18 protein-coding genes are annotated in these 25,068 nt (G+C 61.5%); 9 read left to right on the forward strand and 9 right to left on the reverse strand.

Going from position 1 to position 25,068, the window contains the following annotated elements:
- Nucleotides 1–61: 61 nt before the first annotated feature.
- Both ACMGFL_RS06245 and ACMGFL_RS06250 read left to right on the forward strand, forming a co-directional pair.
- Nucleotides 62–1,381, forward strand: a complete 1,320-nt coding sequence (locus tag ACMGFL_RS06245) for a DUF2238 domain-containing protein (RefSeq protein ID WP_436934674.1) — start codon at nt 62–64, stop codon at nt 1,379–1,381.
- A gap of 66 nt (nt 1,382–1,447) precedes the next feature.
- Nucleotides 1,448–2,902, forward strand: coding sequence for an RtcB family protein (locus tag ACMGFL_RS06250; RefSeq protein WP_436934675.1), 1,455 nt, complete (start codon nt 1,448–1,450; stop codon nt 2,900–2,902).
- 16 nt (nt 2,903–2,918) lie between these two features.
- Here ACMGFL_RS06250 and ACMGFL_RS06255 read toward each other — a convergent pair whose 3' ends face one another.
- The 4 genes from ACMGFL_RS06255 to ACMGFL_RS06270 all read right to left on the reverse strand — a co-directional run bounded on the left by ACMGFL_RS06255 (nt 2,919) and on the right by ACMGFL_RS06270 (nt 7,503).
- On the reverse strand, nt 2,919–3,359 hold the full coding sequence (locus tag ACMGFL_RS06255) for a type IV pilin (protein WP_436934676.1): 441 nt from the start codon (nt 3,357–3,359) through the stop codon (nt 2,919–2,921).
- An 800-nt stretch (nt 3,360–4,159) separates the two neighbouring features.
- Complete coding sequence (locus ACMGFL_RS06260) at nt 4,160–5,203, reverse strand: Gfo/Idh/MocA family protein (RefSeq protein ID WP_436934677.1); 1,044 nt, start codon at nt 5,201–5,203, stop codon at nt 4,160–4,162.
- Between the two features lie 86 nt (nt 5,204–5,289).
- On the reverse strand, nt 5,290–6,264 hold the full coding sequence (locus ACMGFL_RS06265; RefSeq protein WP_436934678.1) for a zinc-dependent alcohol dehydrogenase: 975 nt from the start codon (nt 6,262–6,264) through the stop codon (nt 5,290–5,292).
- 54 nt (nt 6,265–6,318) lie between these two features.
- On the reverse strand, nt 6,319–7,503 hold the full coding sequence (locus tag ACMGFL_RS06270) for a CaiB/BaiF CoA transferase family protein (RefSeq protein ID WP_436934679.1): 1,185 nt from the start codon (nt 7,501–7,503) through the stop codon (nt 6,319–6,321).
- 103 nt (nt 7,504–7,606) lie between these two features.
- Here ACMGFL_RS06270 and ACMGFL_RS06275 point away from each other — a divergent pair, with 103 nt between their 5' ends.
- The gene (locus ACMGFL_RS06275) at nt 7,607–8,755 is read left to right on the forward strand and encodes a C45 family autoproteolytic acyltransferase/hydrolase (protein ID WP_436934680.1); all 1,149 of its coding nucleotides are present in this window, start codon (nt 7,607–7,609) and stop codon (nt 8,753–8,755) included.
- 60 nt (nt 8,756–8,815) lie between these two features.
- Here the strand turns inward: ACMGFL_RS06275 and ACMGFL_RS06280 are convergent, their stop codons facing one another.
- Nucleotides 8,816–9,373 (reverse strand): MaoC family dehydratase, encoded by a 558-nt coding sequence (locus ACMGFL_RS06280; RefSeq protein WP_436934681.1) that lies wholly within the window; start codon nt 9,371–9,373, stop codon nt 8,816–8,818.
- A gap of 83 nt (nt 9,374–9,456) precedes the next feature.
- The gene (locus tag ACMGFL_RS06285) at nt 9,457–10,764 is read right to left on the reverse strand and encodes a malate synthase (protein WP_436934682.1); all 1,308 of its coding nucleotides are present in this window, start codon (nt 10,762–10,764) and stop codon (nt 9,457–9,459) included.
- A 177-nt stretch (nt 10,765–10,941) separates the two neighbouring features.
- Here ACMGFL_RS06285 and ACMGFL_RS06290 point away from each other — a divergent pair, with 177 nt between their 5' ends.
- The 3 genes from ACMGFL_RS06290 to ACMGFL_RS06300 all read left to right on the forward strand — a co-directional run bounded on the left by ACMGFL_RS06290 (nt 10,942) and on the right by ACMGFL_RS06300 (nt 15,800).
- Nucleotides 10,942–11,457, forward strand: a complete 516-nt coding sequence (locus ACMGFL_RS06290; RefSeq protein WP_436934683.1) for an LUD domain-containing protein — start codon at nt 10,942–10,944, stop codon at nt 11,455–11,457.
- Nucleotides 11,454–13,673, forward strand: a complete 2,220-nt coding sequence (locus tag ACMGFL_RS06295; protein WP_436934684.1) for an LUD domain-containing protein — start codon at nt 11,454–11,456, stop codon at nt 13,671–13,673. The genes ACMGFL_RS06290 and ACMGFL_RS06295 overlap by 4 nt, the downstream gene beginning before the upstream one ends.
- A 654-nt stretch (nt 13,674–14,327) precedes the next feature.
- Nucleotides 14,328–15,800 carry a sulfatase-like hydrolase/transferase gene (locus ACMGFL_RS06300; protein WP_436934685.1) on the forward strand — a complete coding sequence of 491 codons (1,473 nt, stop codon included), beginning with the start codon at nt 14,328–14,330 and terminating at the stop codon, nt 15,798–15,800.
- Between the two features lie 3 nt (nt 15,801–15,803).
- Here ACMGFL_RS06300 and ACMGFL_RS06305 read toward each other — a convergent pair whose 3' ends face one another.
- Nucleotides 15,804–16,868, reverse strand: coding sequence for a formylglycine-generating enzyme family protein (locus ACMGFL_RS06305; RefSeq protein ID WP_436934686.1), 1,065 nt, complete (start codon nt 16,866–16,868; stop codon nt 15,804–15,806).
- A gap of 106 nt (nt 16,869–16,974) precedes the next feature.
- On the opposite strand from ACMGFL_RS06305, the gene ACMGFL_RS06310 reads away from it, so the two are divergent.
- From ACMGFL_RS06310 to ACMGFL_RS06320, 3 genes are all read left to right on the forward strand, one after another.
- Nucleotides 16,975–18,537, forward strand: a complete 1,563-nt coding sequence (locus ACMGFL_RS06310; protein ID WP_436934687.1) for a sulfatase-like hydrolase/transferase — start codon at nt 16,975–16,977, stop codon at nt 18,535–18,537.
- 63 nt (nt 18,538–18,600) lie between these two features.
- Nucleotides 18,601–18,942, forward strand: coding sequence for a hypothetical protein (locus tag ACMGFL_RS06315; RefSeq protein ID WP_436934688.1), 342 nt, complete (start codon nt 18,601–18,603; stop codon nt 18,940–18,942).
- A 102-nt stretch (nt 18,943–19,044) separates the two neighbouring features.
- On the forward strand, nt 19,045–20,493 hold the full coding sequence (locus tag ACMGFL_RS06320) for an arylsulfatase (RefSeq protein WP_436934689.1): 1,449 nt from the start codon (nt 19,045–19,047) through the stop codon (nt 20,491–20,493).
- Nucleotides 20,494–20,504: 11 nt separating this feature from the next.
- Here the strand turns inward: ACMGFL_RS06320 and ACMGFL_RS06325 are convergent, their stop codons facing one another.
- On the reverse strand, nt 20,505–21,791 hold the full coding sequence (locus ACMGFL_RS06325; protein WP_436934690.1) for an MFS transporter: 1,287 nt from the start codon (nt 21,789–21,791) through the stop codon (nt 20,505–20,507).
- A gap of 257 nt (nt 21,792–22,048) precedes the next feature.
- On the reverse strand, nt 22,049–24,892 hold the full coding sequence (locus tag ACMGFL_RS06330) for a LamG domain-containing protein (protein ID WP_436934691.1): 2,844 nt from the start codon (nt 24,890–24,892) through the stop codon (nt 22,049–22,051).
- Between the last annotated feature and the right edge of the window lie 176 nt (nt 24,893–25,068).

The following is a 25,068-nucleotide window of genomic DNA, read 5'->3' on the forward strand; positions in this document are numbered from 1 at the left end:
GTGATCCAACCAATATGTATCGGTGGACAGCATTATCAGAGGTGCCACCAAAGTGCGCAGTATGTCGAGTCTCGATCTGGAGCAGTTGTTTGCCGCCGGTCGACGGAATGCAGTCATCTCCTGGCTGTTCGTTGCGCTCGCGGCGATTGCGTGGATCGGGGGGATCATCACTGTCGGACCGCTGTGGTCAGTGTTCGCGTTCGTCATCGTCGTTCTGGCGGTGCTTCCGCCGCTCGTCTATCGGTCGCGGTACGTCATGCTGCCGTGGGAGGTGCTCGCGATGGCGACGCTTCCGCTGATCGGAATCGCAGTCGGCGCGCAGCGTCTGTCGAGTCCAATCGTCACGTATCTCGCAATCGCGGCGGTCGGACTCGTGATCGTCGTGGAACTCGATTCGTTCACGATGACGCGGCTGTCTGCCGGATTTGCCATCGCGCTCGTCGTGGCCGCCACGATGGCTGCAGCGGCGGTCTGGGCACTGCTCGAGTGGTATGCCGCCGTCCTGTTCGACCAGGCCTACACCATGACGAACGACCAGCTCATGCACGAGTTCGTCTACGCGACAGTCGCCGGATTCGGTGCTGGCACGCTCTTTCGCATGTACTTCCGGCGGCGAGTGTCCATGACGGAGCGCGTTCCGACTGGTGACAGAGAGCCGTTGCGAGCGACAGAGAGTTACACGGAGGCGGAATCTGAGGAGATGGACGTCTCCCAGCGCGGCATCTTCCATCGATTCTTGCCCTCGGAGCGCCGACAGCGCCAGCTCACGCGAGGGATGGAACTGATTCTCGTCGGACTGCTGTTTATCGGGATCGAACGCGGCAGCACCGGGATCATCGTGAATACGGGCGTCTCCCTCGCTGTCGTCCAGCTTCCAGCGATTCTCGAACGCGATTACGACATCCCGATGGACCCCCGACTGACGCTCTGGGTCACGCTGGCCGCGTTTCTCCACGCCGTCGGCGTCGTCGGGATCCCCGGCTCGGGACTGTCCTTTTACACCACGATCGGCTGGTGGGACCATCTCACACACTCGCTGTCTGCATCGGTCGTCGCGGCCGCTGGCTACGCGACCGTTCGTGCACTCGACATCCATCTCGAGGAGGTCCACATCTCACCGAAGGTCGTCAGTATTGTCTTGCTTATTTGTGTGCTCGCCTTCGGGGTGCTCTGGGAACTCCTTGAATTTGCGATCGGCGTCGCCGCAGACGAGTTCGGCACCGGAACTATCCTGACGCAGTACGGCATCGAGGACACACTCAAAGATCTGACGTTCAACACGTTCGGCGGCATCATCGTCGCGCTGTGGGGTGGTGTCTACCTGACGGATCTCGCCGACACCATCAGCGAGCGGCTGAACCTTGAGTCGACCACGCGCTGACGACACAGCGGTCGCCCGACGTAGTCTGTCGAACCTTTCTTTGCCGAGCGCAGTCATCGAACAGCTATGACCACCTACGATGCCGGACCCGTCACGCTAGAGCGTGTTCGCGAACACGTCTGGGAGATTCCACAGGAAGGCGACATGCGCGTGCCAGCGCGCGTGATGGCGAGCGAGCGTCTCCTCGAGGAAATTTCACAGGACAAGACACTCCAGCAGCTCAAAAACACCACCCACCTGCCGGGAATCAAAAAGTACGCCATCTGCATGCCCGACGGTCATCAGGGGTACGGCTTCCCGGTCGGCGGCGTCGCAGGGATCGATGCCGAAAACGGCTGTATTAGCCCCGGAGCGGTCGGCTACGACATCAACTGCGGAGTGCGAATGATGAAAACAAACCTCGCGTACGACGATATCGAGGGGCGCGAGGAGGAACTCGTCAACGCGCTGTTCGCGAACGTCCCTTCGGGGCTTGGCGGTGGCGGCATCGTCGAGAACGCCCCCATCGACGATATCTTAGCGCGCGGCGTCGAGTGGGCCGTCGAGCAGGGCCACGGCGTCGAATCAGACCTTGCTCACTGCGAAGACGAAGGCTACCGGCCCGATGCGGTTCCCGAATACGTCTCACAGAAAGCGAAAGACCGCGGTCGAAATCAGGTCGGCAGCCTCGGCAGCGGCAATCACTTTCTCGAAGTCCAGCGCGTGACCGACATCTACCGGGAGGACGTCGCCGACTCCTTCGGCCTCGAAGCAGATCAGGTCGTCGTGCTCATCCACTGTGGGTCGCGGGGGTTGGGTCATCAGGTCTGTACGGATTACCTCCGAGAGATCGAACAGACCCATCAGGGCTTGCTTGACCAGCTTCCCGACAAGGAACTCGCTGCGGCCCCGGCGGGGTCACAGCTCGCCGAGGAGTACTACGGCGCGATGTGTGCGGCGATCAACTTCGCGTGGGTCAATCGCCAGGTGATCATGCACCGCACTCGACAGGTGTTCGAGCGAGTGTTCGACCAGTCCTGGGAGGACATGGAGATGGAACTGCTCTACGACGTAGCACACAACATCGCAAAGCGGGAGGTTCACGATGTCGAGGGGGAGGAGATGGAACTGTTCGTCCACCGGAAGGGCGCGACGCGGGCGTTCCCCGCTGGCCGTCCGGAGTTGCCGCCAGTGTACGCGGATGTCGGTCAGCCGATCATCATCCCCGGGAGCATGGGAACTGGCAGCTACGTTCTGCGCGGCGGTGCGGAATCGATGACAGAGACCTTTGGCTCGACCGCACACGGGGCGGGACGACTCATGTCGCGAACGCAGGCGAAAAACGAGTTCTGGGGTGAGGACGTTCAGGACGACCTGCGGGAGCAAAACCACATCTACGTCAAGGCACAGAGCGGTGCAACCGTCGCGGAGGAGGCTCCCGGGGTGTACAAGGACGTCGACGAAGTCGTCAGAGTCTCCGACGCGCTCGGTATCGGTGACCGGGTCGCACGCATCTATCCGGTCTGTAACATCAAGGGGTGACAGCCTTCCGGCCCGGCTATGCGTTCACGTCGACCGGACTGTCACGCTGGCCGCGCTCAGCGAGGACGGTCTGATTGCCCTCGCCTGGGGCATATCGAATCTGGATATAGTCGTCTGCCCGAAGGCGCGATCCATAGGGGCTGGGGGGTCCGATCTGAGTGGCGTCGCCCGGTCCGACGGCAGTGCTGGGTTCGACTTCGGCGTTTTCCGCCCAGGTCAGTTCGCCGTCCGGGCCGCTGATAACTAGATTACTCGCTGAAAACTCGTCACCGCCGTCGTGGGTGATCAACACCCGGTCCCCGATCTGTTCGAAGCTAAAGTCGGCTTCGGGTGGGCCGGAATCCGCGGCGAAAATGACGCTCAGACCGACTGCGGCGGTGACACTGACGGTCAGCAGTACGAGTACTGCAACCCCGGCAGTCTCCGAGACTGCTCTGTTACCTCCGGCAGATCCCATTCAGTAGAGATGTGCGCTCCCGGTGCGTAAATATTGTGGGGCAAGACGGAGACATCTCCTTGCCCGTTCTGTCTGTGTCTGTCACGATTCATACCTCTGAAATCTATTCGTACCGCTCAGACACAACTCGCCACTTATTCTAACTTCAATACTATACCATATAAATGATGTTTCTGTTGTTATGTATACTTTAAATCATTTCAACGTCTGCTGTCTATCCTGCTGAGATTGCGCCTCTACGGCAAACAGAAGTCATCTAGCGAGTGCGAGTTCGTGAACGAGGGCCATGAGGGTCTCGAAACGCGGGACTTCCCGGTCGCTCGTCAGGGGGTCTCCTCTTTTGAGGATGAAGGTCCCCGTATTTCTCACCCCGAGAACTGCGGAACACCGGCGTATGGCTGTTTTGGACCGTCTACTCTGCGATCATTTCCGTAACGGATCGACAGTGGCCACGAGACGGTGTCTGCAGTTGTCGAAAAATGGGTCTGTCTCTTCTGTGGACAGTACACTCCAGATTCTCACTGCTGAGTCGACTTGCGAGCCTTATCTGTACCCTGGCCGGGGTACCTCAAATAGTGGCTCTCTCCCGTGAATCCACGTCCACACGATGAGCTGCGTCCGAGATCTACACGTATAACTGCTACAGTAGAGACTGGCCCTCGTGCCTCGATCGGTCTACTAACGGTAACGACGACTATGAACTATCACTTTACTGGTCTATTTTGGCTGCATCTCTCTAAAGTATACGAATACAATAATATATTTGCATCTGGTAGTTTTTGTCACTTATACGTTATCTACTACGATGTGCGGAGCGGAAGGTGGATCTCACTACCGGTCTCGGCGGACCGAAACACGGCTTCGCTAAATTCCATATACTGGACCCCTTCCGCGAACGTTGTTCGGGGTGATCCGCCGTGACGGATAGCGTCGACGAAGTCTTCTTCGACGGTCCACTCGACGGCTTCGTCTGGTGAGATTGCTTCTTGCGAAAGGTCTCCGTCCGCTGTCCCTGTATAGAGCGTATCGTCGTCGAGGTTGTATCGGATCGTTCCGTCACTGCCGTACAGTTCGATCACGTTGGCGGATGCATGCGGTGTGACGGTCGAGAAGTCAAAGCTCCCGACAGCGCCGTCTCGCAACGAGCAGTGGATGGAAACGAGATCCGGGAGATCGACCGATACTGTTCCACTCCCGTCTTCCGACGGGCGCTCAGTGATATGGGTCTGTGTCCGTGCCGAGACTGACTGTGCCTGCCCGACCCAGCGATGGAGTCGCTCGACCAGGATGCCGACGGCGAGCGCGTTGATCCCCTGATATCGCTCGACGTCCCGCCAGTGGATCGGGTCGTCCGGATCCGCTCGTCGCCCACTCGTGACGTTCGCACGAACGAAGCGCAGATCACCGAGGAACCCGTCGTCGATGAGTCGCTGGACTTTTTTATCGCCGTGCATCCCGAGCGGAGAGGGACAGATTTGTGTCACGAGGTCGGTCTCCTCCGAGCGTGCGTACATCTCTTTGGCTTCCGCCAGCGACCGGGCCATCCGCGCTTGCACGAAGGCGTGCTTGCCCGCGTCCAGGGCCGCAAGCGCATACTCGTGGTGTTTGTACGGCCACGTTCCGACCATGACCGCATCCACGTCCGCCCGAGCGATCAGCTCCTCGGGGCTATCCAGTGGCTCAGCACCGAGATCAAACCGCTCGCTGCTCGCGCGTGCACTCTCGACTGTTCGATTTGCGATTGCGACAACTTCCACACCGTCCATCTCGGCCAGTGCTGGGAAGTGCCTGTCCTCGAAGATACTCCCTGCACCGATGACGCCGATTCGAACCGTTTCGACCATTAGTCTACCAGAGATGACCGAAGGCTGGATAATAAACGCTTGTACCATCGCGGCGGTTGATATGTGGCCTGCAGCGGCGACGTGGACTACGACCAGTCGAAGACGACGCCAAGTTCCGACGTCGGGTTCTCGTACAGCGACTCGAAGACGTCGGGTGCGTCCGACCCCGACGGTTCGGCCGTCACCAGCGATTCGACGTCCATATCGCCGCTTTGGAGATACTCGAAGAAGAGTTCGGTGTACGCCCGTCGGTCCCAGCGCCCCTGCCCTCCCGCCGGAATCCGGTAGGAGCCGATGATACGCGCACTCGGGACGATACAGTCCCGGTAGAAGTCGAACTCGACAGTTCGTCGCGGGCAACCGACGACCACGAAGCGGCCGTCCTCCTTGATCAGAGAGACACCGCCACCGAGCGTCTCCGGGTTCCCCGTCGCGTCGACGACCATATCCGCCACGCCTTCTTCCGGTTCGGAGCCGTTCTCGGCACCAACGTGAACAGGTTCGACGCGCCCGTGGTCGGGTACGGCCTCGATCCGTCCCGCGTCGAGGTCGAGTCCGTACACCGGAGCAGCACCCGAAACGAGGCAGGCGCGGATCGCGAGTTGACCCACGAGGCCGAGTCCACGGACTGCCGCTGACTCCCCCCACGAAATCTCGCCCCGCCGAACCGCGTTCATCGCGATTGCGGCGATCTGACAGAACGTCCCAGACACGGCGGAGACATCCGATGGGAGTGAAACGACAGCCGATTCCTCGGCAGTCACGTACCGGGCGTGTACCGTCCGCGAGGCAACGCGCTGACCGACCAATTGCTCGTCGACGCCGTCTCCGACTTCGATGACAGTTCCGACGTTCGAGTAGCCGGGGTCGATCGGAAATCCATCGTTCGGCAGGTTGTCGGGCTGATGCGATCCGTCGAACAGCGCCAGTTCCGACCCGGTGCTGACGAGCGTCCGTTCGGTTTCGATCAGCACCTCGCCCGGATCGGGGTCGGGCACTGGGCGCTGTTCAAGTTCGACGTGTTCCGCCTCCGGAAACGTCACGACTTCGTTTGTCGGCATAGGCGTACAGATAACGACGGGGTGTATAAAACTACGTGCGGTGGTTGCAACCGATCAGATGACGTCACGGTCAGCCAGCGCGTCGATTTCGTCTTCTGTGAATCCCACGTCGCGGAGTGCGTCCCGCGTGTCGGCACCGAGTGGGGCGATGTAGCGATTCGGCGTTCGGTTCCACGAGCGGTGTTTCACTGGGTAATCGACGGTTCGATACGACTCCCCACCGGGTGTTTCGACGGGTGCGATCATCTCTCGCGCTCTGGTATGCTCGGCGTCCCAGACGGAGAGGGCGTCGTGGATCCGCTGTGCAGGCACGTCCGCCGCTTCGAACCGGTCGAGCCACTCCTCGGTCGGACGCTCCCGAAACACGTCGCTGAGGAGGCTGTTGAGTCGCTCTCGGTTTGTTCGTCTGTCAGCCACCGTCTCGTAGGACGGATCGCTTCTCAGTTCCTCCCGGTCGATGGCCGAGCAAAACCGCCCCCAGTGTTCCTCCGTCACGACAGACAGTTGCACGTACCCGTCCGCAGTCGGAAAGATCCCTTCCGGGACAAAATACACGTGCGACTTCGCGATGGATGGAAACGGCTTCTCGGTGGCGAACGAATAGCCTGCTCTGACTGAGAGAAAGGCGAGGAGGCTGTCGCTCAGCGCAGTATCGAGATAGTCGCCCTCGCCGGTCTGGTCTCGGCGGCGAAGGGCGGCCATGATGCCAACTGTCGCGTACATGGCACCAGCAAGGTCAGCGACGGGAAGGCCGACGCGAAGCGGGTGTCCGTCCTCTCCACGAGTGAGTGACGGTATCCCCGCGTACGACTGAACCATGGTGTCGATCCCTCGTCGCTCGGCGTACGGTCCCGTCTGCCCGAAGGCACTGACCGAGCAGTAGACAATATCCGGGTTGCGTTCCCGAACTGTCTCGTACCCGATTCCGAGCCCCTCGACAGTTCCTGGAGAGAGGTTCTCGATGAAGACGTCTGCGGTCTTGAGGAGTGACAGCAGCGCCTCCTGTCCCTCTTCGGATTTGAGGTCGAGCGCAACGCTCTGTTTCCCCCGGTTGACGCTCATGTAGTAGAAGCTCTCGCCGCCGACTTCCGGATCTATACCGCGGGCAATCTCGCCAGTCTCCGGCCGTTCGATCTTGACGACGTCCGCGCCGAGGTCGGCGAGGATCATCCCGGCGTGCGATCCGGCCACCATCTGCGTTACTTCGACGACGTTGATGTCCTCGAATGGTGCCGTCACGGTCGATGTGGCGCGTCGAGTGGACTTATAACTTCGTCTATCTGCACCACCGGCAATAGCCCCCATCCGAAGGTATTTATCGGCTGTCTTGGAAGGAGTTAGCATGGCAAATAGCGAGTTTCTCCCGGCGGTGACAGTGACGGGAACGCCGTTCGAACGTGGTGTCACCCACGGACAGCGGTTCGACGAAGAAATCGAGACGAATCTGGAGACGTACTTCGACTGGTTCGACCGAAAGGGATGGGATCAGGAGCGACTGGTAGCCCACGGAAGCGACTATCTCTCGCTCATCGAGAACGTGAACGAGGAGTACGCCGAGGAGATGCGCGGTGTCGCGGAGGGAAGCGACGTTCCGATCGACCACATCACGCTGCTCAACGCTCGATACGAGGCGATGTATCCAGCGATCCGGGAGGATCTGCTCGGTGAAATCGAGGAGGAGGAATCGCGTGCTACTGCTGGAATGACCAGCGAGTGCAGTACGCTCGGTGTCCAACCGGAGGTGACGGCCGACGGTCACACGTACCTCGGACAGAACTGGGACTGGCTGCCGCCCTTAGAGAACGTCATCCTCCGGATCGACCAGGAAGCACACGCGAACATGGCCGTGATGACGGAGGCGGGCATCGTCGGCGGGAAGACGGGGGTCAACGAGTACGGTATCGGTCTCGGCGTGAACGGACTCAGGACGATGAGCGACGGCGAGACTCCCGACCGGAAACCCTTCCACGTCCGCTGTCGCGAGATACTGAACGCCGACCGCATCGACCGCGCCATCGCCCCGATCACGTCGACGTATCGCGTCTGCTCGGCGAACTTCCTCGTGGGTCACGCCAGCGGCGAGATACTCGACCTCGAAACCGCGCCCGAGGACATCCGCTACATCTATCCGGAGGGCGGAATCCTCGGACACTCGAATCACTTCACCGACTCGTCGGGCATCGACATCGTCGACAAGCGACACCGGTTCGGCACGAACACTCTGCTCCGGGCAAACCGGATCGAGCGCCTCCTGCGGCGTGAGGCGGGAGACATCTCCGAGGAGACGGTCAAGTCAGTGCTCCGTGACCACTTCGATGCGCCCGAGGGGAGCCAACTCGGCGTCTGCAAGCATCCCGATTCGGATCTCCCGGTGAAAGACCAGGTGCAGACCAACTGTAGCTTCGTCATGGACCTCGACGACCGACGCATGGTCGGCGCAGTCGGTCCGCCATGCGAGCACGAATATACGGAGTACAGCGTACCGACGTAGTGCGAGAGACGTACTACAGGTCCGAGCGACGTACTGCAGGTCTGTGAGAGGACCGTCCTGTTACTCGATATCCTCGGGCTGTGTTCCGATACCGTCGATCCATCCCGGCGGTTTCTCGGCCGAGGGCTGTGCGTGGTCGCGCTTGAGAACCATCGGCGTTCGTTCGAGTGAGAGCACCAGTTCGTTCTCCTGATTGAACGCCCGAAGTTCCGTCGTGACGATGCCGACGTGGTCCCGAGAGTCGCTCTCTCGCTTGTGCAGAACCTCGCTCTCCGCAAAGATCGTGTCGCCGTGAAACACCGGCGCGTGGTGTGTCACGTCGTCGTAGCCGAGATTCGCCGTCGCGTTCATCGAGACGTCGATGACGCTCATGCCCACCGCGAGTGCGATGACGACCGTTCCGTCGACCAACCGCTCACCGAACTCCGTCTGGGACGCATACGCCTCGTTGAAGTGCATCGGGTTGAGGTTCATCGTGACGTTCGTCATCCAGACGTTGTCCGCCTCGGTCACGGTCTTTCCGAACGGATGTTTGTAGATATCACCTACCTCGAAGTCCTCGTAGTATCGCCCCTGCCACCCAGAGACGAGACGCCGGTCTATCGTGTCGTCTGTCATCTACGTCAGCCACCTCATGATAGTTCGGAGTTTGTGACACGCTGGTTAATAGATTCCGCCCGGTACAGGGACAGTTCCAACACCTACGTTCCGATCGCGTTTGCTCGCTGAATCACACTCTCGCCGTACATTTCGGCGAGTTCGTCGTGCTGGTCGGGACGATTCTGATACACGTCCTGGAAGAGACGGACTGGCGTCATCCGGGTCTGATAGACGGCCTCGTCCCACATCCGCGTCAGTTCGATATCCACCTCGACATCGTCGATTCGTACCCTCGCTGATCGGGTCACTGTGTTCGCGCCTCGTCCGGCGTCGCGCTCCTGCTCGAACGCTTCTATCGAATCGACGATATCGGCCAGACTCGGGACGTAGCTCACGACCTTCTGTAGTTCTGCCCGCAACTCCGCCCCCGTGAGTCGCTGTCCCTCGGCCCCAGCAGCAAACACGTAGCTGTCACCCTGCTCTTCGAGCCCGAAGTAGTTTCCCTCGTACACCTGAGTGTCGTCCGCTGAGCGGAGTGCTACGTCGCTCTCTGGTGTCTCGATACGCCAGTGGCCGCTCGCTGGGGGGAGCGTTTCCCGGTTTGCCTCAGTGACCTGTGTGGGTGTGAGCGCCCAGATGCCGAGCAATCCCGTCGCCTGATTGGCGGTGATACGGTCGCGATAGCCGTCGATGTCCGTGGTCGCAAGGTAGGCGCCGCCAATACCGAGCGCCCCGGCCAAACTCGCGCCCCGGGCGACGCTGTGCTGTAACGCGTCCCACTCCGGAAGTGAGCCAGTGGGCGTGATCGCACCCATGTCTTTCGTGTAGTCAGCCCCGCCAACGACGAGCATGTACAGGCGTTCGAGAGTGTTCGTGGGTTTCGGCAGTTCCTCTTGCAGGTCGGTTATTGCCTGCTCTGCCTGACTGCTCTCGACGACGACAGACATCGAAAGGCGTCCCGCGCCGAGTTCGTACTCCGCTTCGACGAGCGAGAGCAACTCGGCTGCCTTGTTCCAGTCGTCGATAGCACCGACTTCGGGGATCACGAACCCGTCGATATGGTCGATTGCGCCGTTCTCGGGGTCGGCTAGTTCCCGCAGGTGGTGATAGCCACTGTCCCGCGTCTCGGGCGCATCCCGATGCCACGGGATCCGCGGATGAATTTCCCCCGGAAAGTCAGCGCCGTCAGCGGCGATCACGTCGACGAGATTCTGGAGTCCCTCTGCCCGAAGAGCGGGTGCGGTGCCGTCCTCGTTGTCTGGCACCCAGACGTCCGGGGCCTGCATCCCTCGCAGACCGACCGCCGTGTCGAGTTTCTTCGCGGAGTTGCCGTCACGCTGCTCGGCGGCAGGGGTCGTAAGCACCGTCCGCACGAACGACCGGTTTTGCGTTCGATTCGAGCGAGCCATGACTGACGTAGTGTCGCGGAAAGTACTGTGTGTTGTGGTTCCCGTACCGAATGCCCGAACCACCCTACACACCAGAGGCACAACCACAGAGGGGGTACTACTGGGGAGGTGTTTCTGTCACGGTACAAGACGAAATGTTAAGTGTGATCGGTCTGTCCTTCTAGGGAGTTAGCGGGAATGTCACACGGGAATCCAAGCGACGGCAGCTACGACCAGTTTGCCTCTGTCGCAGAGGCGTACGGCGTCAGGTCACAGCGAGTCCAACTACCGGATCTGACAGAATCGATCGCCGAGTTAGTCGAGCCACCTGCAGTCGGGACGCCCCTTCCGTTCGATGGCATATCACTTCCGGAGAACGTGACGGTAGATCCGACTGTCGAGAAACTGCAGGAAGCGACGACGGGCGTGACTGCTGGCGCGGGCGCAATCGCCTCGTATGGGACAGTCCTGTTGCGGACTGACGAGGACGGGAGCGAACCGGTCAGCCTCTTCAACGACCTGCACGTCGTCGTGCTCGACGAAGACGATATTCTCCCCGACATGGCGGCGGCGTTCGAGTGGCTCGGGGAGGAACTGCGCGAGACGCGTGACTCGACGGTGCTCGCCACCGGTCCCTCGGCGACGGCCGACATGGGCGCGCTCGTGCAGGGGGCACACGGCCCGAAGTCAGTGGAGGTGCTCGTCGTCGAATGACCACACGCGAATCCAAAGCCGACCATATCCGACAGATCATGCAGGCCGAAGGCGACGCCGTCGGTGAGAACACCCGCGGGTTCAATCAGGGTCGCTACGAGTCGGTCGCCAAACTCGACGATTGCGAGGGGCTGAAAGACGACGCACGGGCGATCAAGGAAGACGCAATCGAGCGGTTACCCGAACTGGTCGAGCAACTCGAAGCGACCGTCGAGGCAAACGGTGGTACAGTCTATCTGGCCGACGACGCTGCCGACGCCAATCAGTACATCAGGGACGTCTGCGCCGACGCAGCGGCCGACCGCCTCGTCAAGAGCAAGTCGATGACGAGCGAGGAGATCGAGGTCAACGAAGCGCTCGAAGCCGACGGCGTCGACGTCGTCGAGACCGACCTCGGTGAGTGGGTCCTACAGGTCGCTGAGGAAGCGCCGAGCCACATCGTCGCTCCCGCGATTCACAAGTCTCGCGAGGAAATCGCTCGACTGTTCAACGAGTACTTCGATCCCGAGGAACCTCTCGAAACGGCCGCGGAGTTGACCGAATTCGCCCGCGAGGAACTCGGCGAGCGTATCGAGGACGCAGACGTCGGGATGACCGGCGCGAACTTCATCACCGCCGACTCGGGCACCATCGCGCTCGTGACCAGCGAGGGCAACGCCCGCAAGTGCGTGACGGTACCCGAGACACAGATCGCAGTGGCTGGCGTCGAGAAGATCGTTCCCGCCGTCGAGGACCTGCAACCGTTCGTCGAGTTAATCGGCCGCTCGGGGACGGGCCAGGACATCACGAGTTACGTCTCACTGTTCACGCCGCCGGTCACCTCGCCGACGCTGGATTTTGACGCTCCGGACGCGCCGGTCGCAGGAGATGGCAGCGACCGGGACTTTCACCTCGTGCTCATCGACAACGGGCGCATGGAGATGCGCGCGGATGAGGAGTTGCGGGAGACGCTGTACTGCATCCGGTGTTCGGCCTGTGCGAACACGTGTGCGAACTTCCAGTCCGTCGGCGGACACGCCTTCGGCGGAGAGACGTACTCGGGCGGAATCGCGACCGGGTGGGAGGCTGGCGTCCACGGGCTCGACTCGGCGGCGGAGTTCAACGATCTGTGTACTGGCTGTTCGCGGTGTGTCCCGGCTTGTCCGGTGCAGATCGACATCCCGTGGATAAACACGGTCGTGCGCGACCGACTCAACGACGGCCACGACGTGCCGACGGACGTGCTCGTCGACGGCCTCACGCCTGACGCCGAGCGCGACGGGTCGCCGGACCTGCAAAAGCGCCTGTTCGGGAACTTCGAGACGCTCGCCAAACTCGGGAGTACGTTCGCTCCGCTCTCGAACTGGCTGGCAAACTCCACCCCGTCGTCGGTCATCCTCGAACGGATCGCCGGAGTCACGCGCGAGCGTGACCTGCCAGCGTTCCAGCGGACGACCCTCCGGAAATGGGCCGAAAACCGCGATGCAGTCCCGCCAGCAGATCCGGACCGCAAGGTCGTGCTCTATCCCGACGTGTACACGAACTACGTGCTCGTCGAGCGGGGGAAAGCGGCCATCAGAGCGCTCGAAGCCCTCGGTGTCGAAGTCGTCCTCGCCGACGCGCCGGGGTCCGGACGGGCACCGCTCTCACAGGGGATGATCGACACGGCACGCGCGAAAGCCCGCGGGGTATCGGAGTCGCTCGACCCGTATCTCGAGGAGGGGTACGACGTCGTCGTGATCGAACCGAGCGATCTGGCGATGTTCCGGGAGGACTACCAGCGGCTACTGCCAGAAGCGGAAGCTGATCGGCTCGCCGATCAGAGCTACGAGATCCTCGAATACATCTACGGGCTGGTAGCAAACGGCGCAGACGTCGACCGACTCGACACGCCAGCGGGGACGGAGACAGTCGCGTACCACAGCCACTGTCAGCAGCGGACGATGGGAATCGAACCGTACAGCATCGAGATGCTGGAGACGTGTGGCTACGAAGTCACGACGAGCGACGTGGAGTGCTGTGGCATGGCCGGTTCCTTTGGCTACAAACAGCAGTACTACGAACTCGCAATGGATGTCGGAGCGCAGTTGGCCGGACAACTCCGCGCGGCAGACGCCGACCACGTGGTTGCGAGCGGTACCTCCTGTATCGACCAGATCGGTGATCTGCTCGGCGACGAACCCCAGCACGTCGTCGAACTTATCGCACCAGCAAGCGAGCACGAACCCGCCCGCTAGTCACCATCTGAACTGTGCGGGCGGAAGACAAGCGACCGAGCGCACCCCGTTCTACCTAATAGAACAGCTGTTTCAGGAACCGATACTCTCGGAGCAAACAGTTTGCAGTTGCGACACAGAACGACCGTGACCAGCCTGTGCATGGGTCACTGACGGCCAGCCAACGGTGTAACACTCATGCACGGCGGTGGAATCTCGTAGCGTAGCGATCAACCGAGAAGAGCACTATTGGCCGTCCAGCAAGACGGACACGACTCGGAACCGCACCACTCAGAAGGGCACACAGATGATCCAACAAACCCGGTGGGTACTGTCGTACGGTCCGCTCACATAACTCAACGGGGATATCTCAACGACTCTGTCCAGCACGGGAGGACGTCCGGCACAGTCGATCTCGTGTTCTCTATGAGAGAAGAGATGATTGGTGGTAAATTGACAATTATGCGGCTATTTACACTCATAGGAGTGTAATGCGTTGCTGACGTTCACTCTCAGATGAGCTGAAGACACGGGTAGTTTACAGCAACACAGGGAAATGTGAACACGTTTTGCGCACACTGTTCTACATCATAGAACGAACATGTGATCGATAACATGGGTCGTGATCGAGTTGATTCCCAGAACACTTATGCGGAGATTCGTTCATGATGGGGTATGCCGAACCGACCGAATATCCTGTTCGTGTTCCCGGAGTATTTCCGCGGTGACTGTCTCGGGAGCGACCCACACAGTCTCCAGTCTGCCGACGGGCGACCGGCGGTCGAGACGCCGAACCTCGACCATCTCGCTGCGACCGGCACGCAGTTCACGTCGGCGTACACTCCCTCGCCGACGTGTGTTCCGGCGCGGCGCTGTCTGTGGACCGGACGGACTGCTGCGACCAACGCGGAAACGGCAACACGAGGGGAGAACACGTGGGACGAGCCATGGGAGTTCGAGCACTCGCTGCCGGGCGAACTGTCCGACGCGGGCTATCAGACGCGTCTGATCGGCAAGACCCACTCACAGCCCATCGGCAGGGAGTTCGGGTTCGACCACACGGAGCTGCACGCTGGGTCGACGGGCTGGGACAGGCCGGAGCGAACCGACGACTACACCGAGTGGCTGGAGCGGCACGTAGATGACCTCGCAGGCGAGATATCTCACATGGGCCGTGGAAGCATCGACGGCCGACCGTGGCACCTCGACGAGCGACTCCACCCGACACACTGGACGACCTCACGCGCAGTTCGGTTTCTCGAATCCCGGGACGAAACGCGGCCGTTTTTCCTGACGCTCGGGTACGTCCGCCCGCATCCACCCTTCGATCCGCCCGAACCCTACTGGGAACTGTACAACGACAGGGATCTCCCCGACCCAGTCGTCGGTGACTGGGTCGACGACGTGTACGGGGAGATGAAGCCAGCCCACTTCGTGAGCGATAGCGGAACGGACACGCCGAACCCGATGTGTGCGAAACTCCGCCCGGAGCGGACCCATCGCTCGCGCGCTGGCTACTTCGGGTTGATCACGCAACTCGACCACCAGATCCGGCGGGTTCTCGATACGCTCAGACTCCAGGGCGAACTCAGCAATACGGTCATCCTGTTTGCCTCAGATCACGGGACGATGATGGGCGACCACGACCTGTGGTATATCTCCTACGGGTTCGAAGCCACCGCCCGAATCCCGCTCGTCCTTCGACTGCCAGACTCGATGGACACTCCTGCTGGACTCCAGGTCGACCGCCCCGTCGGGTTAGAGGACGTAATGCCCACCTTACTCGAACTGGCGAACGTCGAGATTCCGGACACGGTCGAGGGTCAGAGTCTCCTGCGACTCGTCGAGGAACCTGAGACTGACGACTGGCGTGAATACTATCACGGCGAGCAGGCGCAGGTGTGGCATCCGAAAAACGCGACGCAGTATCTCTCCGACGGGACGACGAAGTATATCTGGAATCCGATAACGGGGGACGAACTCCTCTTCGATATCGGATCGGATCCGAACGAAACCGAAAATCTCGCAGCGTCTCCGGAAGCGCAGGCACGGCTCAGGCGCTGGCGCGAGCGACTCATCGAGGAACTTCGCGACCGCGACGAGGGGTTCACGGACGGGGAGCAGTTGCTCCCTGTCGAGGGGTCGTGACGGTCACTCCCGTGCGTCGACGACACACCGGAATCCGAGGTTCCCGGTCGAACTGTCGGGCGTGTTCTTCGAGCGCGCCGCGACGCGGTATCGGTTACACCACGACCGATGGCAGAGATACGACCCGCCGCGCATCACCCGCTCGCGTCCGGTCTGTGGCCCACTCGGGTTGTCGGGGTCGTACGCGCTGGTGGTGTGGTAGTCGGGGCTGAACCAGTCGGCACACCACTCCCAGACGTTCCCGGCAGAGTTGTAGATGCCGTGGCCGTTCGGTTCGTACTCGTCGACCGGCGCGGTACCGACGTAGCCGTCTGCGCCGGTGTTGTGCTCGGGAAAGTCGCCCTGCCAGATGTTACAGCGGTGCTTGCCGTCCGGGTGCAACTCGTCTCCCCACGGGTAGCGGTTTTCTGAGAGGCCGCCACGCGCCGCGTACTCCCACTCTGCCTCCGTCGGGAGGCGCTTCCCGGCCCACTCGGCGTAGGCGGCGGCGTCCCGCCACGAGATGTGGGTGACGGGATGATCCAATCGACCTTCGAGGGCGTTCGAACTCGGGCCTTCCGGTCGGATCCAGGTCGCTTCCTCGACGGCGACCCACCACGGTGCACTCTCGACTCGGTCCATGACGTGTTCCTCGTCGGCTTCAGCAACGAAGTCCTCGAAGACGAACGACCAGCCGAATCGCTCGGAGTCAGTGATGTATCCCGTTTCGCGAGCGAACTCGACGAACTCAGCGTTCGTGACGGCGTATCTGTCGACGAAGAAGGGGTCGAGTCGTACCTCGCGGGCGGGGCCTTCCCCGTCGGCCTCGAAGCCGACGTCCGAATCGGTCCCCATGGTGAACGTTCCGCCGTCGAGTCGAACCATCCCGTCCGTGCGGCCGTCACTGGTCGTCGCTGGCACGCTCTCGTGGGGGTCCGGCGCTGTCACGTCTCCGCCCTCGTCTCGCTGTGACTGCGCGCTCTGTGACCGATTCGGCCGTTCGCCTGGGGTCCGCTCCGCTCTGTCGTCCGCCGACCGTTCATTCTCCGCCCGCCCAGCGGCACAACACGCCGGGTCGTCTTCGGTCATACCGAGACACCAGCGGGCCGTGGCTCCTAACTGTTTCGCCGCCACGAGGTCGTGGTGACGGTTGGCCGGGGGAACGGTTAACTCCTCGCTCGGCCATACGGGAGATATGCCATCGGACCAGCCGAACGTCCTGTTCTTGCTGAGCGACGAGCACAGCTTCCGCTGTTTCAGCCACCTCGACCCCGCTGTCGGCGAACCCGCCGAGACGCCCGCGTTCGACCGGTTGGCCACTGAGGGGACTGCGTTCGAGAACGCCTACTGTCACGTGCCGCTGTGTACGCCCTCACGCATCTCGATGCTCACCGGCCGCGAAGCACAGCACACCGGCGCCTGGACCAACGAGTCGTTTCTCGAACCACAGTTTCCGACACTGCCCGGGCAGTTCTCCGACGCGGGGTACGAGACCTGTCTCGTTGGCAAGATGCATCTCGCCGGTGATCGGCAGTTCGTCGGATTCGACCACCGGCCCTACGGTGACCTGACCGGCGGCAACACCCACCAGATGGACGGCCCGAACCTCGATGCGGGACTCGGACACGGATCGACGTACGATGTCGGGCAGACGATGATCCCCGAGAGCCTGCTCATGGAGACGAACGTCGCCGAGGAGACAGTCGCCTTCCTCCGGGAACAGGACGCTGCGAATCCGGAACAGCCGTGGTTTCTATGTGCCTCGTTCAGTCGTCCGCACTTCCCGCTCACTGCGCCGAAGCGACATCTGGACAAGTACTGGCCCGACGACGTTCCGCCGCCGAAAGTCAGCCGCGAGGAGACGAGTACGGCCGACCACCCCCAGACAGTCGCGATGCTCGACCACTACGCGTTCGACGACATGGACGAGACGGATCTGCGCAAGGCGCGGGCCGCATACTTCGCCGCGGTGGACTATCTTGACGAGGTGATCGGTGACCTCTTGCTCAGGCTGGAACGCTCAGGACTGCTCGAAAACACCATCGTGGTCTACACCAGCGACCACGGCGAACTCGCGGGCGAACACGGTCTGTGGTGGAAACACACCTGGCAAGAAGCATCCAGTCGCGTGCCATTATTCGTCCAGTTGCCGGAGCACCGCTCGGGCGAACTCGACCCCACGAGACCCTCCACGCCCGTCAGTCTGCTCGACCTGTTCCCGACCTTCTGTGGGCTGGCGGGGATCGATTACCCGGACAGTCTCGACGGAGTGGACCTCTCTGAGGCGATCCGTACTGGCAGTGAACCCGAGCGCGGCCCGGTGTTCTGTGACCATCTCCGCCCGGGCCAGTGGGATTTCCGCGCCGTTCGCGACGGCCGCTACAAGTACGTCCAGTTCCCGGACGCGCCGGAGTTGCTCTTCGACCTCGACGCTGACCCGCTCGAAACGGAGAACCTCGCGCCGACTGCCGACGGCGAGGACGAGGCCGCACTGGAGCGACTGCGCGCGCTCGTCGACCGAACGTTCGACTTCGAGGCCGCACGGGAGCGTCGAGCGCTGAACATCGAGCGCAAGGAGCGCGACCATTCACTCTCCCTCCCCGCCCGTCCGCTCGGTGAACGCGCCCACGACGGGAGCGGGAATCTGTATCACCTTCCCGACGGCCGAATCGTCGCCGCCGACAGCCCGCTGTACGACCCGCACGTGCTCACGGCCGATCCCAGATCGGTGTTCTCGGACTGGCCGGACGAGGAGTAACGGTCTAGCGGTCACCACGCGCTCGACCGCACTTTTATTTTCGAGCCAGCCTCTCAGTTAGCTATGACCCAACCTGACGCGGACGACCCCTCCAAGCCTGAGTGGTGGCGGAAAAACGAGCGACTGCGGGAGCAGATGAACCTCCCGCCCTACGAACCACCCCGATTCGAGGACGGAACGCCGACGTTTCGAGTGACGGACGAACTGGAGGCGGAGTACGACTGTACCATCCGATTCATGGGAAAGAACACGAGCTATCCCGACAGCTTTCTCGTGACCCTTGACGGCACGCCGGTGATGCGAGTCGGGCGACACAGAGACGACAACGCGAACACCGTCTACGAGATGAGCGCGGCGGCGTTCCGGGAACAGCTAGAAGCGAAACTCACCGGCGGAGGCGAATAACTACCCACGCGCTCACGAGAGCAACCAGAGCCACCATCAGATCTGAAGCGACGCGATCAGGCCGACCAGAGAACTTATTGTCAGTCTGAGTGAGTCTATTGCATGGCAGACCAGCCAAACATCCTGTTCGTGTTCCCAGACCAGCTCCGGGCCGACTGCGTCGTGAGTCACTCCGATGGGGGCGGTCTCTCTGCGTTCGTCGAGACGCCGAATCTCGACTACATCGCCGACACCGGCGTGCAGTTCACTCGTGCGTACACGCCTGCACCGACGTGTGTGCCCGCCCGACGATGCCTCTGGTCCGGGCAGACGCCCGTGACCAGCGAATCGACGGGGTGGGTGACTGACCCGTGGGACTTCGAGCACACTCTCCCCGGGGAACTCTCCCGAGCGGGCTACCACACCCGGCTGATCGGCAAGACTCACTCGTTTCCCGACCGGAATCACTTCGGATTCGACGAGATGGAGTTGCACACTGGGCTGTCGAGTTGGGACCGGCCCGGGAAGGAAGACGAGTACGCGGCGTGGCTCGCGGAACAGGTCGACTCCGCCGACGAGGTGTCACACGGGCTGAGCCGAAACACGGTCGACGGGCGACCGTGGCATCTCGAAGAACGGCTCCATCCGACCAACTGGACGACCACGCGTGCGGTGCGGTTTCTGGAATCCCGTGACGAAACGCGCCCGTTCTTTCTCACGCTCGGCTATATGCGGCCGCACAACCCGTTCGACCCGCCCGAGCCCTACTTCGACATGTACGCCAACCGGGACATCCCAGACCCCGCAATCGGTGACTGGGTTGACGACGTGTACGGTGACGTCAGACCGTCCTATCTGGAGGCCAAGCGCGGTTCCACGCCGAACCCGTGGTGTGCGGATCTCTCGTCGTCTCGCCTCGACCGAACCCGCGCGGCGTACTTCGGGCTGATCACGCAACTCGACCATCAGTTGCGCCGCGTGACCAAGACGCTCGAACTCACTGGAGAGTTGTCGAATACGGCCATCGTCGTCGCGGCGGACCACGGGGATATGCTCGGGGATCACCACCTCTGGTTCAAATCGTACGGCTACGAGGGGTCGGCGCGGATACCACTGCTCGTCCGACTTCCAGACACCGTCGACGCGCCGCGCGGACTGACGGTGAACGAGCCAGTCGGGCTGGAAGACCTGATGCCGACGCTGCTCGACCTCGCGAACGTCCCCGTTCCCGACACCGTCGAGGGACACAGCCTGCGTCCGCTTCTCGACGGGACAGGGAGCGAGTCCTGGCGGGAGTACTACCACGGCGAGCACGCGCCCGTCTACCATTCGGACAACGCGATGCAGTATCTCGTGGACGAACAGTCCAAATACATCTGGAACCCCGTGACTGGCGACGAACTGCTCTTTGATCTCGAATCGGACCCACGAGAGACACACGATCTCGCGGGCGAGCCAGACCACCAGTCCGAACTCGAAACGTGGCGCGAGCGACTGGTCGACCGTCTCGCGTCCCGTCCGGAGGCGTTCACCGACGGCGAGCAGTTACGCGCAGGCGCCGTCGAGTTCTGACGTCGACGGCGTCACGTATCATCGAGATCCACGGCAGGGCGGAATCGGCCGGTTTCCCGATAGATCCCACCCAGAAGGATTGCGACCGCGAGCAGCGGAAACGCAGCACAGGTGAGATACACGGGTTTGAAACCGACGGTGTTGACGAGCGGGAGCGTCAGAATAGGCCCGAGTCCAGCGCCGACGTCACCGAGTACGTTGTTGGTGCCGATCGCACGGCCCATCCGCTCGTCGGGTGTGAGGTCGCTGAGCAGTGCCATCAGCGGGCCGCTCGTTCCCCCCTGTCCGGCCCCAATGAACAGACAGGCGACGGTCATGGTGACGATCGAACTGGCGTACGCGAGCAGCACGAACCCGACGACGGTGACGACCAGAAACACGACCAGCGTCGGGACGCGGGACTGTCGCCGGTCGCTCAGGTAGCCGCCGCCGAACATGAACACGCCCGCGGCGATGACGGTGACCGCCATGAACACGCCGGAGGTGCCCTGTTCGGCGAAGCCGAAGACGCTGATGTCGTTCGCCCCGAGAAAGAGCACGAGCGTCGCGAACAGCGCGCCGATGTACACGAACAGGACGGCGAAGTTTATCATGCCGACCGTGACTGCTGCTGTACTCGTGTCCACATCCCACGGTTTCACCGATTTGCGCGTCCCACTCTCGACGTGTGTCTCCGGAATCGCGACGTACGCGACGAGGCTGGCGACGATCGAAAACAGCGTCGCGAGCAGGAATGCAATCGAGATACCGGCAACCTCGCTGACGATCCCGCCGAGCACGAGACCGGTTGGCGTTCCAAAGAGGACGCCACCGCGGATGAGACCCATGCTGGCCCCCCGCGAGCGGGACTCGCTCACGTCGGCGGCAATCGTGTACGCCGTCGCGAAGATGAGCGCGCTCCCGACCCCCCATAGGAGACGCGCGAGGAGAAACCACACCGCGGGTGCGGGGGCCACGACCGCAACGAGATAGCCCAGCGAGGCGAACGACTGGACGAACATCCCGGCGAGAAACGGCGTTCTGGTGCCGATCCGGTCGACCAGAATCCCCGCTGGTGCGTTCGCGATCAGTCGCGAGAAGCGCGTCGCGCTGAGGATAAGACCGATCAAAAAGGGGGAGATACCGATGACTGCCCCAAGATTCGGGAGGATCGGAAAGACGATACCGCCGCCGAAGCCGACGAAAAAGGTGCTGACGATGACGGCACCGATGACTGCGTAGCGATCGTCATCGCGGCGGGCGACCCGGTGGATGGTTCGGCGGACCGACGCCCCCGCTCGACGGAGCGCTCCGCTCATGCCTCCGCAATCACCCGACCAGCACGCAGAGGATGGCGTGATAGCGGCGTCTGACTCGCTGTTCGGCGTCCCACTCTGATTTCCAAGCCAACGGAAGTACGACACTGTTCAGTGATCATCGCTCTCTGTTGTCTCACACTGACTGTATAGTCAGTCTGTTATCCATGAGTGCGAGGAGGGGTCTCTTGAATGTTGGCTTCCGGGTCAGCTTCGACGGAATAGAGACCAATAGAGAACACGAAAAGAGAGAACAGCGCTCAGCTACTCATCTGATCGGAGAGATACTCGATTTCGTTCGCGTCGAGGGCGCGGTCGAACACCCACATGTCGTCGATCCGCCCATCGAACTCGGAGTCGCCATCGTACTGTGGCCGGAGGTCAGCTCCGACGCGTGCGGGCGCTGGCTGGAGAATGTCGTAGGGCACCGATTGGGTCGCTGCCAGCTGCCCGTCGATGTACAGCCGGAGCGTCTCCCCATCGTAGGTGCCAGCCAGATGAACCCACTCGCCGGTCGGAATGGTCGGGTTCCGCGCGAGTCTCCAGTCTCCCTCTTCGATGGCGAGCCACCACGTCGGCTGAGCACCGAAGAGATACAGCGAGACGATCGCCTGTTCACCGATCGCGGCCTGGATGATCTGATGTGTCGAACCCGTGTCTTCGGTGTTGACCCAGCCAGCGACCGAGACTTCGTTCTCGAACGACAGCGTCGGCGTGTCGGCCCAGGTATCGTTCTGGTCGAGACGGATTGCGTTGTCGATGACGCCCGCGTCGGTCACCGCACCGTTGTTTGTGGCGTCGTTGCCGTTCGAACTGGTGTCCTCGAAGTACTCCTGTGTCTGCTGGAGTTGGTCGAACGGATAGTACGCGACCGGATTGTTTGGTTGGGTGGCGTTGTTGTAGTGGTCCTGCACTTCGCTTTCCGTGAGTGCACGGTTGAACAACTGCAGGTCGTCGATCCGGCCGTCGAACTCCCAATCCCCGGCGGTTCCATCGCGTAGATCAGCACCGACGCGACAGGGCACCGGTTCAAGCAGGTCGGGAACGTCCACGGCTTGGGTCGCCGCGAGTGAGCCGTTGATGTACAGACGAAGGTCGTTGCCGTCGTAGGTGCCCGCCAGATGCACCCATTCACCCGTCGGAATCGACGGGTTCCGAGCGAGCCGATACCCCTGACTGTCGTCGGTTCCGAGCCACCACGTTGGGCGGTCACCGAACAGATACAGGTTGAACTTCGACTCTGCGCCCAGTGCGCCCATCGCGATGAAATGCGAGTCATCGACCGCCTCGGTGTTCACCCAACCGGCGACCGAGACTTCGTCCTCGAAGGTCAGTGTCGGCGTATCGGCCCAGGTGTCGTTCCGGTCGAAGCGGACGGCGTTGTCGATGGTTCCGGAATCGACCGTACCGCCGTTGTTGGTGGCGTCGTTGCCGTTGCCACTCGCGTCCGCGAACACCTCGCCGCCGAGGGTTCGGTCGAACGAGTAGTGAGCCACTGGGTTCTCCGGTTTTTCTGGCAGTGTCTCTTCCAGATCCGCGAAGCGGAATGAGTAGAGGTCGGCGTCGGACATCACGAATCGCAATCGCACCGGCGGATACTCGCCGTCTTCGTCTTTGAGATCCGATAGCTTCCGGTCGCCTTGCCATTCGACGATCCGGTCGAGGTCGTCGCCGAATATCTTCGGTGAATCGTCCAGCGTGAAGCCCTCGATCGGTTTGCCCGCTGGATTCTGTAACTCGACTTTGATCGTGCCTGCCGCAGAGGTCGCGTAGTTCAACACGAGTTTGTCGTTCGTGAACTTGACCGGGTTCGTGACGAACTCCCCGCCGCTCAACGGCGCGCGCATCGACACGAATCCGTCGATCCGTATCGAGTACCGGCGCATCTGGGGATCCGGGTGCCAGTAGTGTTCGAGCGCGTACATCGAGATCTCGTTTGGCCTGCCCTCCACTGGGGAGGGCGTCTCCACGGGAGCCACTGCCATCCAGTTGGTCGCGTACGTCCAGCTATTGACGGTGTCGTCTTCCCAGAGCCCCGGTCGGTGGAACGTGCGATTCCATCGCTGGAAGGTGTCGGTCCCCCTGCTACTCATGAAGAGAGTGTCAGACACCGCCGCTCCCTGCCGCAGGTCGAACCGCTCGGTGCGTTCGACCCGCTCCTCGTACCCCGGCAACTTTTTCATCGAGGGCGAATCCCAGTCGCGCTCGTGGTACCGACCCGGGAAGCCGAGGAAGATGTGTGGTGCCCGGTAGTAGGGGTTGATTCCGTTGATGTACAACTGCTCTGCGGGAGCGTCTGGATACTCGAGATCGGTGAACTCTTCCCAGTTGACAAAGTCGTCGGATCGTGCCGTTCTGATCGCGCGCCGTCCTGAATCGAAGTACCGGAAGTACGCTCGGTACTCTTCGCGAACCGTATCCCAGAACGCGATGTTCTGTGAGTCGAACGCGCCCTCGGTCAACACCGGCGTATTCTGGATGCGTTCCCAGTGGATCCCGTCCGGCGATTTGAGCGCATAGCTCTCACCAGTTCCTGCGAGTGCCTTGTACTTGGCGTCGGAGTCGGCGTCCGGATTCGGGTCTTTGAAGGGTGCCATGTTGTGGGCGTCTGGCCACCGGTCCCAGACGATGTTGTTGTCTGTCGACCCTTCGTGTTCGATGATCCCGAGACTCGGCTTCTCCCAGTTGATCCCCTCTTCGCTTTCGGCGTAACAGGTGTACTGCGTCTCACCGATCGTCGTCCCGCGATAGTACATCCGATAGCGCTCTATCTCGTCGTCCCAGAAGACTGTGATGTAGGCGCTCCCGTCACCTTCCCACGGTTCGTCGAAGACGATCGATACGTCTTGCGGGTCCGGACTGTGCAAGTGCTGGCTGACGCCGTCCATCTCGTCGATCAGGTAGTCGTCGACGAACAGTTCCAGCCGTGACCCGATGTCGACTGGCTTCCCTTGTGGTGGGTTGACGTTGTTCGGTGCCTTCTCGGGCATGTACCTCGAAATCAGCCCGAGACCTGCTGTCCCTGCTAACACGCTCCGACGACTCATCTCCGGTTGGTCGATGTCGAACTCCGGTGTGAAGTTCTCGTTTGATTGGTCGTCCATTATCGAACCGTGCCAGATATTGGCACGGGTGAGATGTCATATCACAGAATATTAAATCTACCCTATAAGAATATTATATTATATCTTTATTTTAGTATTCGTCATTAGTAACATATGTTCAGAGTGTGCGACAGAATGGATAGGCACTCTCGATACAACTGTGTCACAGAATCCGA

This window comes from Halovenus marina, from assembly GCF_051414115.1.
Classification (GTDB): domain Archaea; phylum Halobacteriota; class Halobacteria; order Halobacteriales; family Haloarculaceae; genus Halovenus; species Halovenus marina.